Annotated in this window: 12 protein-coding genes; all 12 read right to left on the reverse strand. The window is 71.3% G+C overall.

The window, feature by feature from the left end; all coding sequences use genetic code 11:
* Window position 1 precedes the first annotated feature (1 nt).
* On the reverse strand, window positions 2-922 hold the full coding sequence (locus tag OG542_RS06490; protein ID WP_328409009.1) for a TatD family hydrolase: 921 nt from the start codon (window positions 920-922) through the stop codon (window positions 2-4).
* Complete coding sequence (locus OG542_RS06495; protein ID WP_328409011.1) at window positions 922-1,716, reverse strand: EboA domain-containing protein; 795 nt, start codon at window positions 1,714-1,716, stop codon at window positions 922-924. Before OG542_RS06495 ends, OG542_RS06490 begins: the two co-directional genes overlap by 1 nt.
* Window positions 1,713-2,684, reverse strand: a complete 972-nt coding sequence (locus OG542_RS06500) for a sugar phosphate isomerase/epimerase family protein (RefSeq protein ID WP_328409013.1) — start codon at window positions 2,682-2,684, stop codon at window positions 1,713-1,715. The genes OG542_RS06495 and OG542_RS06500 overlap by 4 nt, the downstream gene beginning before the upstream one ends.
* Window positions 2,681-3,715, reverse strand: a complete 1,035-nt coding sequence (locus OG542_RS06505) for an SCO3242 family prenyltransferase (RefSeq protein WP_408057727.1) — start codon at window positions 3,713-3,715, stop codon at window positions 2,681-2,683. Before OG542_RS06505 ends, OG542_RS06500 begins: the two co-directional genes overlap by 4 nt.
* Window positions 3,712-4,896 (reverse strand): inositol-3-phosphate synthase, encoded by a 1,185-nt coding sequence (locus tag OG542_RS06510; RefSeq protein ID WP_328409016.1) that lies wholly within the window; start codon window positions 4,894-4,896, stop codon window positions 3,712-3,714. The genes OG542_RS06505 and OG542_RS06510 overlap by 4 nt, the downstream gene beginning before the upstream one ends.
* An 82-nt stretch (window positions 4,897-4,978) precedes the next feature.
* Window positions 4,979-8,701 carry a ThuA domain-containing protein gene (locus OG542_RS06515; protein WP_328409018.1) on the reverse strand — a complete coding sequence of 1,241 codons (3,723 nt, stop codon included), beginning with the start codon at window positions 8,699-8,701 and terminating at the stop codon, window positions 4,979-4,981.
* A gap of 119 nt (window positions 8,702-8,820) precedes the next feature.
* On the reverse strand, window positions 8,821-9,819 hold the full coding sequence (locus OG542_RS06520) for a sugar phosphate isomerase/epimerase family protein (RefSeq protein WP_311128679.1): 999 nt from the start codon (window positions 9,817-9,819) through the stop codon (window positions 8,821-8,823).
* Window positions 9,820-9,833: 14 nt separating this feature from the next.
* On the reverse strand, window positions 9,834-11,048 hold the full coding sequence (locus tag OG542_RS06525) for a Gfo/Idh/MocA family protein (RefSeq protein ID WP_328409021.1): 1,215 nt from the start codon (window positions 11,046-11,048) through the stop codon (window positions 9,834-9,836).
* A 61-nt stretch (window positions 11,049-11,109) separates the two neighbouring features.
* Entirely contained in the window at window positions 11,110-12,156 is a 1,047-nt protein-coding gene (locus OG542_RS06530; protein ID WP_193476993.1) for a substrate-binding domain-containing protein, read from the reverse strand.
* 17 nt (window positions 12,157-12,173) lie between these two features.
* A complete protein-coding gene (locus tag OG542_RS06535) occupies window positions 12,174-13,190 on the reverse strand; it encodes an ABC transporter permease (protein WP_184588394.1) in 1,017 nt (338 codons plus the stop codon).
* Complete coding sequence (locus OG542_RS06540) at window positions 13,187-14,704, reverse strand: sugar ABC transporter ATP-binding protein (protein ID WP_311128675.1); 1,518 nt, start codon at window positions 14,702-14,704, stop codon at window positions 13,187-13,189. The genes OG542_RS06535 and OG542_RS06540 overlap by 4 nt, the downstream gene beginning before the upstream one ends.
* 90 nt (window positions 14,705-14,794) lie before the next feature.
* On the reverse strand, window positions 14,795-15,976 hold the full coding sequence (locus tag OG542_RS06545; protein ID WP_184588398.1) for an ROK family transcriptional regulator: 1,182 nt from the start codon (window positions 15,974-15,976) through the stop codon (window positions 14,795-14,797).
* Between the last annotated feature and the right edge of the window lie 81 nt (window positions 15,977-16,057).

The following is a 16,057-nucleotide window of genomic DNA, read 5'->3' on the forward strand; positions in this document are numbered from 1 at the left end:
TTCACACCTCCGCGACGGGGACGCGAGCCGGCTCGTCGCCGTCTCCCGGGCCGGGATCCGGCTCGTGCGGGTCCTTCGGGGCGCCGCGGAGGATGGAGTTGCCCTCGTGAGTGGCTTCCGTGCCGGTGACGTCGAGGTTCAGGCGGCCGCTGAGCCCGTAGAAGGCGACGGGGTTGCGCCACAGCACCCGGTCGACGGCGTCCTCGTCGAAGCCCTCGGCCAGCATCAGGTCGCCGACCTTGCGGGTCTTGAGGGGGTCGCTCCTTCCCCAGTCGGCGGCGGAGTTCACCAGGACCTGCTCGGTGCCGTAGGCGCGCAGGATCGCGACCATCCGTCCCTCGTCCATCTTGGTGTCCGGATAGACGGAGAAGCCCAGCCAGGAGCCGCTGTCCTTGGCCTCCTTGACGGTGGTCTCGTTGAGGTGGTCGACCAGGACGCGTTCCGGGGGCAGGGCGGACTCCCTGACGGCGTCGAGGGTGCGGCGCAGGCCGGCGAGCTTGTCGCGGTGCGGGGTGTGCACGAGCGCGGGCAGGCCGTGGTCGGCGGCGAGCTGGAGCTGCGTGGCGAGGGCGGTGTCCTCGGCGGGGGTCATGGAGTCGTAGCCGATCTCGCCGACGGCCACGACGTTGTCCTTGACGAGATACCGGGGCAGTTCGTCGAGGACGGGCACGCAGCGCGGGTCGTTCGCCTCCTTGGGGTTGAGGGCGATCGTGCAGTGGTGGGCGATGCCGTACTGGGCGGCGCGGAAGGGTTCCCAGCCGAGCAGCGCGTCGAAGTAGTCGCGGAAGGAGGCGGGCGAGGTGCGGGGCTGGCCGAGCCAGAAGGAGGGCTCGACGACGGCGCGGACACCGGCGGCGTACATGGCCTCGTAGTCGTCGGTGGTCCGGGAGGTCATGTGGATGTGGGGGTCGAAGATGCGCATCAGGACTCCTTGCCGTGGGGGTGGTCCGTGCCGGGGGCCGGGGTCACGGACTCGGTCAGGTCCAGGACGCGGTTCAGGTCCTCGGGGACGGTGCGGCCGGCGGCGGTGCGCTCGGCGGCGTAGTCGCCCAGCATGCGGGCGAGTTCACCGTCGCCGTGGGCGCGCCGGGGCAGGTCGGCCACGTGCTCGACGGGGACGCCGGTGAACAGGCACTTCAGCACGGCGTGGCGCCAGTCGTGGGGGGCCAGGTGCCGGGCGGCGTACGGGCCGACGGCGGCGGTGAGGAGCCGGGTGTCGTTGGTGCGCAGGGCGTCCTCGACGAGGGGGAGGGCGCCGGGTCCGGACACGAGGTGGGGCAGGGCGTGCAGGACGGCGCGGCGCTCGTCGGCGGTGCCCTGGAAGTACACCCGGGTCAGGGCGTCGGTGCCGGCGCGGGCCGCGTGGAGGATGAGGACCCGGGCGGCGTCGGCGTGCGCGGCACCGCAGCGGCGACCGGCCTCGGCGAGACGCAGCTCCCACGGGGAGATCGGCCCGTGGATGCCGGGGTGGGCGGCGGCCTCGTCGAGGGCGTGCTCGAGCCAGGTGCGGGCGGCTTCGTCGAGGTGGGTGGTGAGGTGGCGACGGAGGTCGGCGGGCGAGGGGGTGCCAGCGGTGTGGGTGCTGTGGGTGTCGTCCTGGGCGTCCCGGGTCTCGGCGTCCTCGGGGGCTTGGGCACTGTCGCTGTTCCCGCGGTCCTGGGTGGTGTCCTGGGTGCTGTCGGTTCTCGCCGCCGGTGTGGCGCGGGGCTGGGTCATGGGGTGCTGCTCCCTTCAGGGGTGGCGGAGGGAGCGCCGTGGGGTGGCGCGGCCTGCTGGAGGGCCGGAGCGGGGTGGGGCGACGCGGTGGCCGCGGTCCGCTCGGCGTGGCGGAGGAACGGGAGGGAGTGTGCGGCGAAGTGCGGGCCGGCGTGGGAGTGGCGGGGCAGTTCGACGACGGTCAGGCCCTGGTAGCCGGTGGCGGCGAGGGCCGCCAGGACCGGCGGGAAGTCGATCTCCCCGTCTCCGAAGGGGAGGTGCTCGTGGACGCCGCGCCGCATGTCCTCGATCTGGACGTGCCGCAGCCAGGGAGCGGCGGCGCGCACGCAGTCGGCGGGAGGGAGGGGTTCGAGGCACTGGCAGTGGCCGAGGTCGAGCGTGAGGCCGAGAGGCTCGGGGTCGCCGAGCGTGCGGCGGAGGTGGTGGAAGTCGGCCAGGGTGGCGAGGAGGTGGCCCGGTTCGGGTTCCACGGCGAGCGGGATCCCGGCGGAGGCGGCGGCTTCCAGGACGGGCGTGAGGGCCTCGGCGAGACGCTTCCACGCGGTGTCCGTGTCGGTGCCCTCCGGGAGGACGCCGCTGAAGCAGTGGACCGCGTGGGCGCCGAGGTCGGCCGCGACCCGCACGGCTCGGACGAGGAGGTCGGTCCGGCGCGCCCGGTCACCGGGGTCCGGGTCCAGCAGGGAGGGGCCGTGTTTGCGGCGCGGGTCGAGCACATAGCGGGCGCCCGTCTCCACCGTGACGCTCAGTCCGAGCGCGTCCAGCCGCCGCGCGACCCGTCGGGTGCGGGTGGCGAGGCCGGGGGCGAGGGGGTCGAGGTGCATGTGGTCGAGGGTCAGACCGACACCGTCGTAGCCGAGCTCGGCGAGGAGGGAGAGCGCGTCGTCGAGCCGGAGGTCGGCGAGACCGTTGGTGCCGTAGCCGAAGCGGAGGGGCTGGAGGGGAGCGAGAGGAGAGTTCTGCGGACTCACGTCACGCTCACCTTCTTCGCGAACCTCGCTCCCAGCGGGGCCAGGGCCGCGATGAGGAGGGCCGTGGCCGTGCCCTTGGAGCGGGCGGTCAGGGTGGCCTGGAGGGGGATCGTGGCGCGGACGCCGGCTCCGACGGCTCGTTGGGTGAGCGGAGGTGAGGGGTTGAGCGTGGCATGGAAGTAGGGGCGGGCGGTGGCCGCGACGTAGGCGGCCGCGAGAGCGGTGGTGAGGTGTGCCGCAGGTTTCCAGCCGAGCGCAGTTCCTGGAGGCCGAGTCGTTCGTGGCCCGAGAGGGTCACGAGCGGTTGCCCCTCGGTGCTCTGAAGGGCGGTGCGTCACCACACGGGCCAGCAGGGCGGTCGCCGCGAGCGCCGCCAAGGGGGCCAGAGGCGATCCGCCCTGGGCTTCCTGGCGGGAGACCGTCGTGACGGCCAGTGTGTGGGTGCCGAGGAGGGCCGCTGAGGGGACTGCCGGCCGGGTACGGCCGGTCGTTGCGGCGGCTCCCAGGAGCAGGTCGAGTCCGCGAGCTGCGGCCATGGCCACGGGGCCCGCGGGTGTGTGCTTCAGGCCGAGGTCGTACGCCCAGACTGTGGCTGCCAGGGGCGCGGCGACGGCCAGGGCCGGGCGGCCGGCCCGGGCGGCCAGGGCCAGCCCCGCCCCGGTGAGGGCACAGGCCGCCGTGAGGGCGGAGGCCGGGCGGATGCGGCCCGAGGGCAGGGGGCGGTGCGGGCGTTCGACGGCGTCGATGTCGCGGTCCCCCCAGTCGTTGAGTGCCATGCCGGCCTCGTAGAGGCAGAGGGAGGAGCCGATGGCGAGCAGGGTGCGGGCGTTGGGTGCCGCTCCGGTCGCGGCCGTGCCGGCCAGGGCGTCGCCCGGGACGCTGAACAGGGCGGGCAGACGCAGGAGTTCGGCCCAGGCGTGCCGGCGCGAGCGGCCGGTGCATGCGCAGGGGGACGTGGCACCGGCGCTGTCTCCAGGAGCGGCTGGGGACGCGTCCTCAAGGCATCCGCAGGAGCTGTTGCGTAGCGTCACAGCGCCTCCCCCACGTCGTCCCGGTGCTCCACCGGCCCCACGCCATGGCTCTCTTCATCGGCCCGCCCCAGGCTCCGCCCGAACCGGACCAGTTCCTCGTACTGCTCGGCGAGACCGGACGGCCCGTCCCCGACGGGGTCCTTGAAGTAGAAGCCGAGGGCGTCGAGCGGACCGGACAGCCCTGCCTCGTGGGCGCGGGCCGTGAGCCGGGCCAGGTCCAGCACCAGGGGGGCCGCGAGCGCCGAGTCGCAGCCCTGCCAGATGGTCTGGAGGATCATGCGGGTGCCGAGGAAGCCGTCGAAGGCGATGTGGTCCCAGGCGGTCTTCCAGTCGCCGAGGGCCGGGACGTCGTCGATGTGCACCTCGCCCTCGGGGACGGTTCCGAGGGTGTCGGCGAGGACGCGTTCCTTGCCGGCGTTCTTCGCCGCGGCGGCGGCCGGGTCGGCGAGGGCGGCGCCGTCGCCGCCGCCCAGCAGGTTCGTTCCGGACCAGGCCCGGACCCTCAGCGCCCGCTGCGCGAACATCGGGCCCAGCACGGCCCGCAGCAGTGTCTGTCCGGTCTTGCCGTCCCGGCCGGCGTACGGCAGGCCGCTGCGCTCGGCCTCGCGGGCGGCGGCGGGGTGGTGGATGCCTTCGGAGGGGGTGAAGTTGACGTAGGCGCAGCCCGCGCGCAGGGCCGCCAGCGCGTACAGGGTGCTGGCCGGCGGCGGGGCGTCGGGCCCTTGGGACGCGGGTTCGGTGGAGGCGACGTTCGCCACCACGGCCCGCTCCAGTTCATGGCGGTGCACGAAGTCGCGTATGTCGTCGGCGAAAGCCGCGATCAGCTCGGTCTCGCTCCTGGTGTCCCCCGAGGTGGGGCCACCGGGCCTGATCTCCCGGTCGGCGGCCTCGAGTTCGGCGGCGACGGCGGTGGCGACGCCCGGCGGGAGGACACCGCCGGCGGTCAGGGTCTCGGCGCGCTTGGGCAGGGGGCAGTCGAGGGTGTCGTGGCCGCCGAAGACGAGGTCGGACAGCGCGGGCAGACCGCTGCCGGTGAACGCCGGGGTCTCGGTCACCATGCCGGTGGGCGGGTGCAGTCCCGCGGTGATGGCGGCGCACCCCGTGACGACGGTGGTGGCGACGGAGCCTCGGGCTCCGATCAGCCACACCCCCACACGCGGTCGGGAGAGGGACGCGGACATGGGCAGCCTCCTGGTCGTGCGCGAACCCGGGGGGGGAAGGGAGACGGCGGGCGGGGGTCCGGCGTCCCCCGCCCGCCGCCGTTCAGTCGCCCTTGACGGGCAGCTCCTTCAACTGGATGTTGCGGAAGGAGACCTGGTCGTCGGCGCCATGGTTCTGGAGGCCGATGTAGCCGTCGGTCAGGCTCCGCTGGGGGTCCTTGTTGGTGAAGTCGTTGATCTTGACTCCGTTGAGGAACACCTGGAGGCGTTCGCCCTGGACCTTGATCTCGTAGGAGTTCCACTGGCCGGGCGGCCGCAGAACCTGGTCACGGGCCTTGATGTTCGCCGACTTGAACGAGTAGACGGAGCCCGTGGTGCGGTCGGCCTCGTCCGTGGCGTCGATCTGGATCTCGTAGCCCTTGTTCACCGCTGACCAGGGGTCGTCGGAGGCGGGGAAGCCCACGAAGATCCCGGAGTTGTCGTCACCCCGCATCTTCCAGTCGAGCTTGAGGGAGTACGACTTCAGTTCCTTCGCCTGGTACCAGAGCAGGCCCATGCCGCCCTCGGACTCCATCACGCCGTCCTTGACGACGAACTTGCCGGGGCCGGCCTGCTTCCAGCCGTCCAGGGTCTGGCCGTTGAAGATCTTCCGGTAGTCCTTGCTCGGCTTGCAGTCCGCCTTCACCTGGCCGGTGGCGTACTGCAGGCCGCCGAGCAGGTGGGCACGGAAGGCCTCCTCGGCGTAGGACTCCTTGGTGTGGCCGCCGCCGGTGTAGAAGGACCGGCCGCCGCCGTAGCTCTGGCACCAGGCGATCGGGTGGTCGCCCTTCATGTTCCCGCCCTGGTAGGTGGTCTCGTCCAGGGTGGCGAGGATCTTGGCCTGCGCACGCGGATTGGTGCGGTAGTTGTACCACTCATCGGTGCGTTCCCAGGCGTCGCCCAGGTGCGCGGTCGACGGGTGGTCGTGGTCCTCGACGCGGACGGTGGCCTTCTGGTTGGCCGGGTGCGAGTCGAAGTAGGCGCCGACGAGGCCGCCGTAGAACTCCCAGTCGTACTCGGTGTCGGCTGCGGCGTGGATGCCCATGTAGGCGCCGCCGTTCTTCACGTAGTTCTCGAACGCCTGCTGCTGCTCGGCGTTGAGGACATCACCCGTGGTGGACAGGAAGGCCACCGCGTCGTACTTGGCGAGGTTGGCCGTGGTGAACTGCTTTGCCTCCTCGGTCGCGTCGACGGTGATGCCGGCCGGGCCGCCGAGCTCCTTCAGGGCGGTGATGCCCGCCGGGATGGAGTCGTGCCGGAAGCCGGCGGTCTTGGAGAAGACCAGGACCTTCTTGCCGCCCTTGAACGGCTCCTTGGAGAACTCGAAGTCGTCCACGTCGTACAGAGCGCCCTCGCCGCCCTTGAAGACCAGGTAGATGTCGGTGGTCTTCTTGGGGAGCGACCGCAGCGGCACGTCGACGTTCTGGAACGTGTCCCAGCTTCCGGTCGGCGGGATGTACGCCGAGCCGTGCAGCGGGCCGTCGGGCGAGCCGGTGCGCAGCTCGATGAAGCCGCCCGCGCCGCCGGAGGAGGCCCGCACGGTCATCTTCTTCTGCCCGTCGAACCGGTAGGGGGTGAAGGAGATCCAGTCGCCGTCGTCGATGTCGCCGACGGTCTTGCCGCCGTTGGCGCCGGTCTTCTCGATCACCGACACGCCCGACTGGGTGGTGAAGTGCTCGCCCTGGCGGTGCAGCGGCTGGAGCACGGTGCGGGCGGTGCCCGTCAGGGCCTCCTGACCGTTGGCCCCGCCGTCGGTGTAGCCGGCGCCGACGACGCCGTAGATGTCGGCGTTGGGGTCGTGGCCGCCGTCACCGGGGGGCGGCTTCAGAGTGCCTTCGCAACCCATTTCGCTGGTCAGCTCGTGGGCGTGGGAGTCGTGGCCGAGGCTGTAGACGACCTTGACCTTGGAGCAGTCGACCGTCTCCTCGGGGTCGGTGACGGTCACCTTGAACGGGACGGGCTTGCCGAACTCGGCCAGGGCACCGTTGCCCGGGATGTCGATCCGCACCTTGGGCTCGGTGTTGCCGACCACGATCCGGGTGCTGGCGTTGCCGGTGTTGCCCTCGGCGTCCTTGGCGGTGAAGGTGGCGGTGTAGGTGCCGACCTTCTTGTACCTGTGGGTGGGGTTGAGACCCTCGCCCTTGGTGCCGTCGCCGAAGTCCCAGCTGTAGGTGAGGTCCGGGGAGTCGGCGTCCTTGGCCGAGCCGGTGAACTTGACCTTCAGACCGGCCGCTCCGGACGTCTTGTCGGCGCTCACCTCGGCGATCGGCGAGAAGCCGTCCTCGGCGTTCTCGATCCGGTACAGCGCGGAGTTCTCGTCGCCCTGGAACCAGGAGACGCCGTAGTCGAGGACGTAGAGCGCGCCGTCGGGGCCGAACTCCATGTCCATGATCTGGGTGCCGGTCCACGGGAAGTCGTTGATCTTCGCGACGGAGCCGTCAGCGGTCTGCTCGATCCGCTTGATCCAGCGGCGGCCGAACTCACCCGCGAAGAAGTCGCCGTCGTACGCCTCGGGGAACTTCACGCTGGAGTCGAGCTCGGGGTCGTAGCGGTAGACCGGGCCGGCCATCGGGGACTCGGAGCCGGTGCCGAACTCGGGCACCGACCCGTCGTCGTACGGGATCCAGGCGGCCTGCGCGGGCGGCAGGTCGACCAGGCCGGTGTTGTACGGCGAGGTGTTCTTCGGGGCGGCGCAATCGAACTTCTCGCCGGACTCCTTGGTGGCGAAGTCGTAGTCGACGTAGGCGTCGTTGTCGCCGGTGCAGAACGGCCAGCCGAAGTTGGCCGCCTTGGTCACCTTGGCGAACTCGACCTGTCCTGCCGGGCCGCGCTTCGGGTCGGCGGCGCCCGCGTCGGGGCCGTAGTCGCCGACGTACACGATGCCGGTCTTGTCGTCGACGCTCATCCGGAACGGGTTGCGGAAGCCCATCGCGTAGATCTCGGGACGGGTCTTCTCCGTGCCGGGGGCGAAGAGATTGCCCTGCGGGATGGTGTACGAGCCGTCCTCGGCGACCTTGATCCGCAGGATCTTGCCGCGCAGGTCGTTGGTGTTGGCCGAGCTGCGGCGGGCGTCGAAGGCGGGGTTGCGGCCCTCACGGTCGTCGATCGGCGTGTAGCCGTCGGACGCGAAGGGGTTGGAGTCGTCACCGGTCGACAGGTAGAGGTTGCCGTCCGCGTCGAAGTCGATGTCGCCACCGACGTGGCAGCAGATGCCGCGGGAGGCCGCGACGTCCAGGACCTTCTTCTCGCTGGCCGTGTTCAGCGTGCCGTTGGCGTTCAGGACGAAGCGGGAGAGGCGGTTGACGCCGTCGAACTTCTTGAAGTCCTCGGCGGTGCCGGTCTCCGGGGCGTCGCCCGCGGGGGTGTCGAGCGGCGGGGCGTAGTAGAGGTAGATCGCCCGGTTGTTCTTGAAGTCCGGGTCGATGCCGACGCCCTGGAGGCCCTCCTCGTCGTGGCTGTAGACGGGGATCTTGCCGGCGACCTTGGTGACGCCTCCCTGGTCGGTGAGGCGCAGCGTGCCGTCGCGCGCGGTGTGCAGCACGCTGCGGTCCGGGAGCACGGCGAGCGACATCGGCTCGCCCATCTCGGGTTCGCCCTTGGCGAGCGGCACCTGCTGGAACTGGCCCTCGGCGGCTGCCGGTTCGTCGTGTTCCGGGTGGCCCGGGTGGGCGCCGGCGACGGTGGCCGGGGTGCCCACGGCCAGGAGCAGGCCGGTGAACAGGGCGATGGCGGTGCGGAGTTGGGGACGCCTCGCGGCGCGGGCGCTTCTTGGTCTGGTTCTGTGCACGAAGTCCCTCCGGGAACGGGGTGGGCCGTACGGGATGGGTGCGAAGACGTGCGGTGCGGGCGCCGGGGTGCGCCGTCACCCCGGAGGTGTGTGACCTGAATCCAAGGAAGGTGCGTGGCTCAGCTGTTGAACGCGGCGTCGAAGGACGCGCTCGGTGGGTCGAAGTCGAAGGCCTTCAGCCGGGTCAGCGCCTCGGGCGCCCCCTGAAGCCGGTCCATGCCGGCGTCCTCCCACTCGACCGAGACCGGGCCCTGGTAGTCGATGGAGCGCAGCATCCGGAAGACGTCCTCCCACGGGACGTCGCCGTGCCCGGCGGAGACGAAGTCCCAGCCGCGCCGCGGGTCGCCCCAGGGCAGGTGGGAGCCGAGCCGGCCGTTGCGTCCGTCGAGGCGCTTGCGGGCCTCCTTGCAGTCGACGTGGTAGATCCGGTCGCGGAAGTCCCAGAGGAAGCCGACCGGGTCGAGGTCCTGCCACACGAAGTGCGAAGGGTCGAAGTTGAGGCCGAAGGCGGGGCGCCGGCCGACCGCCTCCAGCGCGCGGACCGTCGTCCAGTAGTCGTAGGCGATCTCGCTGGGGTGCACCTCGTGCGCGAACCGCACGCCCTCGGCGTCGAAGACGTCCAGGATCGGGTTCCAGCGGTCGGCGAAGTCCTGGTAGCCGCGTTCGATCATCGCGTCGGGGGCGGGCGGGAACATGGCGACCAGGTGCCAGATGGCGGAGCCGGTGAAGCCGATGACGGTGTCGACACCGAAGGCGGCCGCGGCACGCGCGGTGTCCTCCATGCGTTGCGCGGCCCGCTGCCGGACCCCTTCCGGGTCTCCGTCTCCCCACACCGCGCCCGGCACGATGGCCTGGTGGCGTTCGTCGATGATGGCGTCACAGACGGCCTGGCCGACGAGGTGGTTGGAGATGGCCCAGCACTTGAGGCCGTACTTGTCGAGCAGGGCCCGGCGGCCGTCGAGATACCCCGGGTCGGAGAGCGCCTTGTCGACTTCGAAGTGGTCGCCCCAGCAGGCGAGTTCGAGACCGTCGTAGCCGAAGTCGCGGGCGAGTCGGCAGACCTCCTCCAGGGGCAGGTCCGCCCACTGGCCGGTGAACAGCGTGAACGTACGCGGCATCCGCGTCAGCCTCCTCAGACCGCGATCGGCGTGTAGACGGAGTTCTTCTCGGCGCTCTCCTCGACCGCCGCGAGCACGCGCTGCACCTGCAGCCCGTCGGCGAAGGAGGGTTCGGGGCGGCGGCCCTCGGCGACGGCGTGGACCAGGTCGCGGGCCTGGTGGACGAAGGTGTGCTCGTAGCCGAGGCCGTGGCCCGGCGGCCACCAGGCGTCCAGGTAGGGGTGGTCGGGTTCGGTGACGAGGATCCGGCGGAAGCCGGCCTCCGCGCCCGGCTCGGTGCCGTCGTGGAACGACAGCTCGTTGAGCCGTTCCAGGTCGAAGGCGAGCGAGCCACGCTCCCCGTTGAGTTCGATGCGCAGGGCGTTCTTGCGGCCGGTGGCGTAGCGGGTGGCCTCGAAGGAGGCCAGGGCGCCGGAGGGGAAGCGGGCGGTGAACAGGGCGGCGTCGTCCACGGTGACCTGGCCGGTGCCGGCGGACGAGACGGCGGACAGCCCGCTCGTGGCGCCGGTGGGCAGCGGCCGCTCCCGCACGAACGTCTCGGTCAGCGCGGAGACGCCCGCCAGCCGCTCCCCCGTCAGATACTGCGCGAGGTCGATGATGTGCGCGCCCAGGTCGCCGAGCGAGCCCGAGCCGGCCTGCTCCCTGCGCAGCCGCCAGGTCAGCGGGAAGTCCGGGTCGACCAGCCAGTCCTGGAGGTACGTCACGCGCACGTGCCGCAGCCTGCCCAGGCGGCCCTCGTCGACCATCCGGCGGGCCAGGGTAGTGGCCGGCACCCGGCGGTAGTTGAAGCCGACCATCGCCACCTGGCCGCGTGCATACGCCTCTTCGGCCGCGCGTTCCATCGACGCGGCTTCCTCGACGGTGTTGGCGAGGGGTTTTTCGCAGAGGACGTGCTTGCCGGCGGCCAGGGCCGCGAGGGCGATCTCGGCGTGGCTGTCGCCGGGGGTGCAGATGTCGACGAGGTCGATGTCGTCCCGTTCGACGAGGGCACGCCAGTCGGTCTCGGTGGACGCCCAGCCGTGCCGGTCGGCCGCCGCCTGTACGGCGGCCCGGTCCCGGCCGCAGATCGCGGCCTGCACCGGGTCCAGCGGCAGGTCGAAGACGCGGCCCGCGGTGCGCCAGCCCTGCGAGTGGGCGGCGCCCATGAAGGCGTAGCCCACCATCCCCACGCGCAGGGGTGGCTTGCCTGCCTCCTCGGTCCCTTCTGACTGCTGCTGCGGCTGTCCCATGTGGGAGTCCTCCTCGTCCTGGTCGGGGTCGCGCACGTGGGGGGTGCGGGGGCGGAACCGGTCACCGGAAGCCGGTGGGCATGTACTGGTCGACGTTGGTCTTGTCGACGACGGCCGAGTAGAGCGTGATCGACGCGGGGATCTCGAACTCGGCCATGCCGCCGATGCCCTTGCCCTGACCGAGGGCGCGGGCGAGGTCGATCGCCGAGGCGGCCATGGTGGGCGGGTACAGCACCGTCGCCTTGAGAACGCCGTCGTCCTGCTTGATGGCCTGGAAGGCGGAGAGCGCGCCCGCGCCGCCGACCATCAGGAAGCCGTCGCGCCCGGCCTGCTCGATGGCGCGCAGCGCGCCCACGCCCTGGTCGTCGTCGTGGTTCCACAGCGCGTCGAACTTGGACTGGGCCTGGAGCAGCTGGGCCATCTTGGCCTGGCCTGACTCGACGGTGAAGTCGGCGGCCTGGCGGGCGACCTTCTTGATGTTGGGGTAGTTCTTCAGGGCGTCGTCGAAGCCCTTGGTGCGCTGCTTGGTCAGCTCCAGGTTGTCCAGGCCGGCCAGTTCGATGACACGGGCGCCCGACTTGCCCTTGAGCTTCTCGCCGATGTAGTGCCCCGCGTTGAGGCCCATGCCGTAGTTGTCGCCGCCGATCCAGCAGCGGTAGGCCTGCGGGGTGTTGAAGATCCGGTCGAGGTTGACGACCGGGATGCCCGCGCGCATCGCCTTCAGCCCGACCTGGGTGAGGGCCTTGCCGTCGGCGGGCAGCACCACCAGGACGTCGACCTTCTTGTTGATGAGGGTCTCGATCTGGCCGATCTGCTGAGCGGTGTCGTTGGAGCCCTCGGTGATCTCCAGGGTGACGTCCGAGTACTTCTCGGCACGCTCCTTGGCGTTGTCGTTGATGGCGTTGAGCCAGCCGTGGTCGGCCTGCGGTCCGGCGAAGCCGATGGTGACCTTCTTGCCGGGCTTGTCGTCGGCGGCGGGCTGGTCGTTCCCGGCCGGTTCGTCCTTGGAGTCGGAGGGCTCGTTGCTCGTGCACCCGGTGAGGAGGGCACCGGCGGAGACGGCGGCGGCCCCGAAGAGCAGTCCTCTGCGGCTCGTGATCTCTGTCATGGCGGTGAACCCTTTCCTCAGGTCGTGCTCGCGGTACGGCGCTGGACCAGCACGGCGGCGACGATGATCGCGCCCTTGGCGATCTGCTGGACGTCGCTCTGCAGGTTGTTCAGGGCGAAGATGTTGGTGATCGTGAAGAAGATCAGGACGCCGAGCACGGAGCCGGTGATGGTGCCGCGGCCGCCGGTGAGCAGGGTGCCTCCGATGATGGCGGCGGCGATGGCGTCGAGTTCGTAGAGGTTGCCGTTGGTGTTCTGGCCGGAGCCGGACAGGACGATCAGCAGGAAGGCGGCGATGCCGCAGCACAGCCCGGACAGCAGGTAGAGGTAGAGCCGCTGGCGGCGTACGTCGATGCCGGCGAGCCGGGCCGCCTCCGGGTTGCCGCCGACGGCGACGGTGCGGCGGCCGAAGGTGGTGCGGTTGAGCACCAGCCAGCCGATGACCGTCACGACCGCGAAGACCAGGACCAGGGGCGGGATGCCGAGGATGTAGGCGTCGCGTTCGCCCAGGTCGAGGACGGAGGGCACGGTGACGATCTGTGTCTTGCCGTCGGTGATCTGCAGGGCGAGGCCGCGGGCGGAGGCCAGCATGGCGAGGGTGGCGATGAACGGCACCATCGCGCCGTAGGCGATGAGCACCCCGTTGACCAGACCGCAGCCCACTCCGACGATCAACGCCGTGAACAGGATGCCGGCGAAGCCGTACTCCTGGGTGGCGACCGTGGTCGCCCACACCGAGGCGAGGGCGACGATCGCGCCGACCGACAGGTCGATGCCGCCGGAGATGATGACGAAGGTCATGCCGACGGTGACGACGCCGACCACGGAGGCCTGGGTGAGGACCAGTTGCAGGTTGCGGGTGTCGAGGAACTCGTCGGGCTTGGTGATGCCGCCGACGATGATCAGCGCGGCGAGCACGCCGAGCAGGGACAGGGTGCGGACGTCGGCGCGGGCCGGCAGGCCGCGCCAGGCCGGGGGCCGGGCCTGGGGCACCTTGTCGGTGCTGTCCCGCGGTGGGGAGACGGGCTGCGTCATGACGCCGGGCTTCCTTCCATGACCAGGTCGAGTACGCGGTGTTCGTCGAGCTCGCGCGCGGGTGCCGTGTGGACGACACGGCCCTCGCGCAGCACCAGGACGCGGTCGGCGAGGCCGAGCACCTCGGGCACCTCGCTGGAGACCAGCAGCACGGCGAGGCCTTCATCGGCCAGCCGGCGGACGACGGCGTACAGTTCGGCGCGCGCGCCGACGTCGACGCCGCGGGTGGGTTCGTCGAGCAGCAGCACCCGGCAGCCGCGCAGCAGCCAGCGGGCCAGGACGGCCTTCTGCTGGTTGCCGCCGGACAGGGTGCGCACGGGCACGGACGGGTTGTCCGGCCTGAGCGACAGCTCGCGCGTCGCGGCCCGGGCGGCACCGAGTTCGGCGCCCCGGTCGATCCAGCCGCCGCGCGAGAAGCGGGACATGGAGGAGACCGACACATTGCGGGTGACGGACTCCAGCATCAGCAGGGCCTGGGCCTTGCGTTCCTCGGGGGCGAGCCCGAGTCCAGCCCGGACGGCGGCCCGTACGCTGCCCGGCTTCAGGGGCTTGCCGTCGACCAGTACCTGACCGGACGTCGGTTTGCGGGCCCCGTAGACGGTCTCCAGGATCTCGGAGCGGCCCGAGCCGACGAGTCCGGCGAGGCCGACGATCTCACCGGGCCGCACCTCGAGGTCGAAGGGCTCGAACTCCCCTTGGCGGGCCAGCCCTTGAATCCGGAGGACCGATTCACCGGTCGGCGGGGAGACGGGCCGGTCGGGGAAGACGTACTCGACGTTGCGGCCCGTCATCAGCGCGACGACCTCACGGGTCGGCGTCGACTTCGCCGGAAGCCCGTTCGCGACGGCCCGCCCGTCCTTCAGCACGGTGACCCGGTCGCCGATGCGGCGGATCTCCTCCAGACGGTGCGAGATGTAGACAACGGCGACACCGGCGGCGGTGAGATCGCCGACGATTCGGAAGAGGTTGTCGACCTCGTCCGGGTCGAGGGCGGCGGAGGGCTCGTCCATCACGATGAGCCGCACGTCGTGGGAGAGCGCCCGGGCCATGGACACGATCTGCTGCTGCGCGGCCGACAACTCCCCGACCAGGCGGGCCGGATCGACCTCCGGATGCCCGAGTCGCTCGAGAAGGGCGGCGGTAGAGGCCTTCGCCGCCTTCCCGCGTACGACGAACCCGGCGGCGGTCGGCTCGTGGCCGAGGTGGACGTTCTCGGCGACCGACAGATGCTCCACCAGGTCGAGTTCCTGGTAGATGGTGGCGATGCCGAGTCGCATGGCGGCGATCGGCGAGCGGAGCGTGACCTCCTCGCCGCGCCAGCGGATGGTGCCGGTGTCGGGTTGGTGGGCACCGGCCAGGACCTTGATGAGGGTCGACTTGCCTGCGCCGTTCTGGCCGAGCAGGCAGTGCACCTCACCGGCCTGGACGTCGAGGTCGACGCCGTCGAGCGCCCGGACTCCGGGGAACGACTTGGTGATGCCGGACATGCTGAGCAGCGGTGGTTCTGGTGCCATGCGAATTCCCCTTGGCGGGCGGGCCGGTTTCAGGGCAGGGCAGAGCAGGGCTGGGTACGAAAGCGTCGTGCTGTACGTGCTGACGTGCGCTTAAGCGGGTGAGAACAGGTGATCGCTGATGAGCCGGGCCGCGCCGATGACACCGGCGGCGGGTCCCAACTCGCCCAGGACGATGGGCAGGTTGCCGGTCGCCAGCGGCAGCGACTGGCGGTAGACCTGGGTACGGATCGCGGCGAGCAGCGTGTGGCCGAGGCCTGTCACCCCGCCGCCGATCACCACCAGGCCCGGGTTGAAGAAGCTGACCAGGCCGGCGATGACCTGGCCGGTGTGATTGCCGCCCTCGCGGATCAGATCGAGTGCGGTGGCGTCGCCCGCGGCCGCCGCGGCGGCGACGTCGACGGCGGTGAGGCCGCCGTTCGTCTCGAGACGGCTCGCGAGCTCCGCCGAAAGCCCCTGCTGGGCGGCCTCCGTGGCATCGCGGGCGAGGGCCGCCCCGCTGAAGTGGGCCTCCAGGCATCCCCGGTTGCCGCAGGCGCAGGGACGGCCGTCGGGCACGGCCTGGATGTGCCCGATGTCGCCGGCGCTGCCCGTCGTACCGCGGTAGACCTCACCGCCGACGACGATGCCGCAGCCGATGCCGGTGCCGATCTTGACGCAGAGGAAGTCGGCGACGGTGCGGGCGACGCCCGCGTGCTGCTCCCCCATCGCCATGAGGTTCACGTCGTTGTCGACCATGACCGGGCAGCCGAGTTCCTGGCTGAGCGCCTCCCGCACGGGGAAGCCGTCCCAGCCGGGCATGATCGGCGGTGCCACCGGGATGCCCTCGGGGAAACGGACCGGGCCCGGGACGCCGATACCGGCGCCGTCGAACCCCTCCGCGAGCCCGGAGGCCTTCAGTTTCGCGGCCATGGCCAGGACCTGCTCGAAGACCGCGACCGGGCCTTCGCGTACGTCCATGGGCTGGTTGATGTGGCCGAGGGTCTCCAGTTCGGCGTTGGTGACGGCGACATCGACCGAGGTCGCGCCGATGTCGACGCCGAGGAAGCGCAGACCCGGGTTGAGCCGAATGTTGTGGGAGCGGCGGCCACCGCGCGAGGCGGCGAGTCCGTCGGCCACGACCAGCCCCGTCTCCAGCAGCCGGTCCACCTCCACGGCGAGCTTGGACCGCGAGAGGTCGACCTGGTCGCCCAGTTGGGCACGGGAGTTGGGGCCGCCGTCGCGCAACAGCGTGAGCAGTCGGGCCTGGTGGGCGTTTCCGGGTCGTGCGGTCATACGTCTCACGAGCCCCTCCCCGCCTCGATCGGCCTGTGCGCGCCGGTTTTCCGCCACATCAGTGGCTTGCTTTCGGAGGGA

Origin of the sequence: Streptomyces violaceus, from assembly GCF_036014075.1 — a bacterium.
Classification (GTDB): domain Bacteria; phylum Actinomycetota; class Actinomycetes; order Streptomycetales; family Streptomycetaceae; genus Streptomyces; species Streptomyces violaceus.

Bases quoted from the DNA above. Each gene is read 5' to 3' on its own strand.
- OG542_RS06490 (WP_328409009.1), bottom strand. From the start codon at position 922: ATGCGCATCTTCGACCCCCACATCCACATGACCTCCCGGACCACCGAC.
- OG542_RS06495 (WP_328409011.1), bottom strand. From the start codon at position 1,716: ATGACCCAGCCCCGCGCCACACCGGCGGCGAGAACCGACAGCACCCAG.
- OG542_RS06510 (WP_328409016.1), bottom strand. From the start codon at position 4,896: ATGTCCGCGTCCCTCTCCCGACCGCGTGTGGGGGTGTGGCTGATCGGA.
- OG542_RS06520 (WP_311128679.1), bottom strand. From the start codon at position 9,819: ATGCCGCGTACGTTCACGCTGTTCACCGGCCAGTGGGCGGACCTGCCC.
- OG542_RS06525 (WP_328409021.1), bottom strand. From the start codon at position 11,048: ATGGGACAGCCGCAGCAGCAGTCAGAAGGGACCGAGGAGGCAGGCAAG.
- OG542_RS06530 (WP_193476993.1), bottom strand. From the start codon at position 12,156: ATGACAGAGATCACGAGCCGCAGAGGACTGCTCTTCGGGGCCGCCGCC.
- OG542_RS06535 (WP_184588394.1), bottom strand. From the start codon at position 13,190: ATGACGCAGCCCGTCTCCCCACCGCGGGACAGCACCGACAAGGTGCCC.
- OG542_RS06540 (WP_311128675.1), bottom strand. From the start codon at position 14,704: ATGGCACCAGAACCACCGCTGCTCAGCATGTCCGGCATCACCAAGTCG.
- OG542_RS06545 (WP_184588398.1), bottom strand. From the start codon at position 15,976: ATGACCGCACGACCCGGAAACGCCCACCAGGCCCGACTGCTCACGCTG.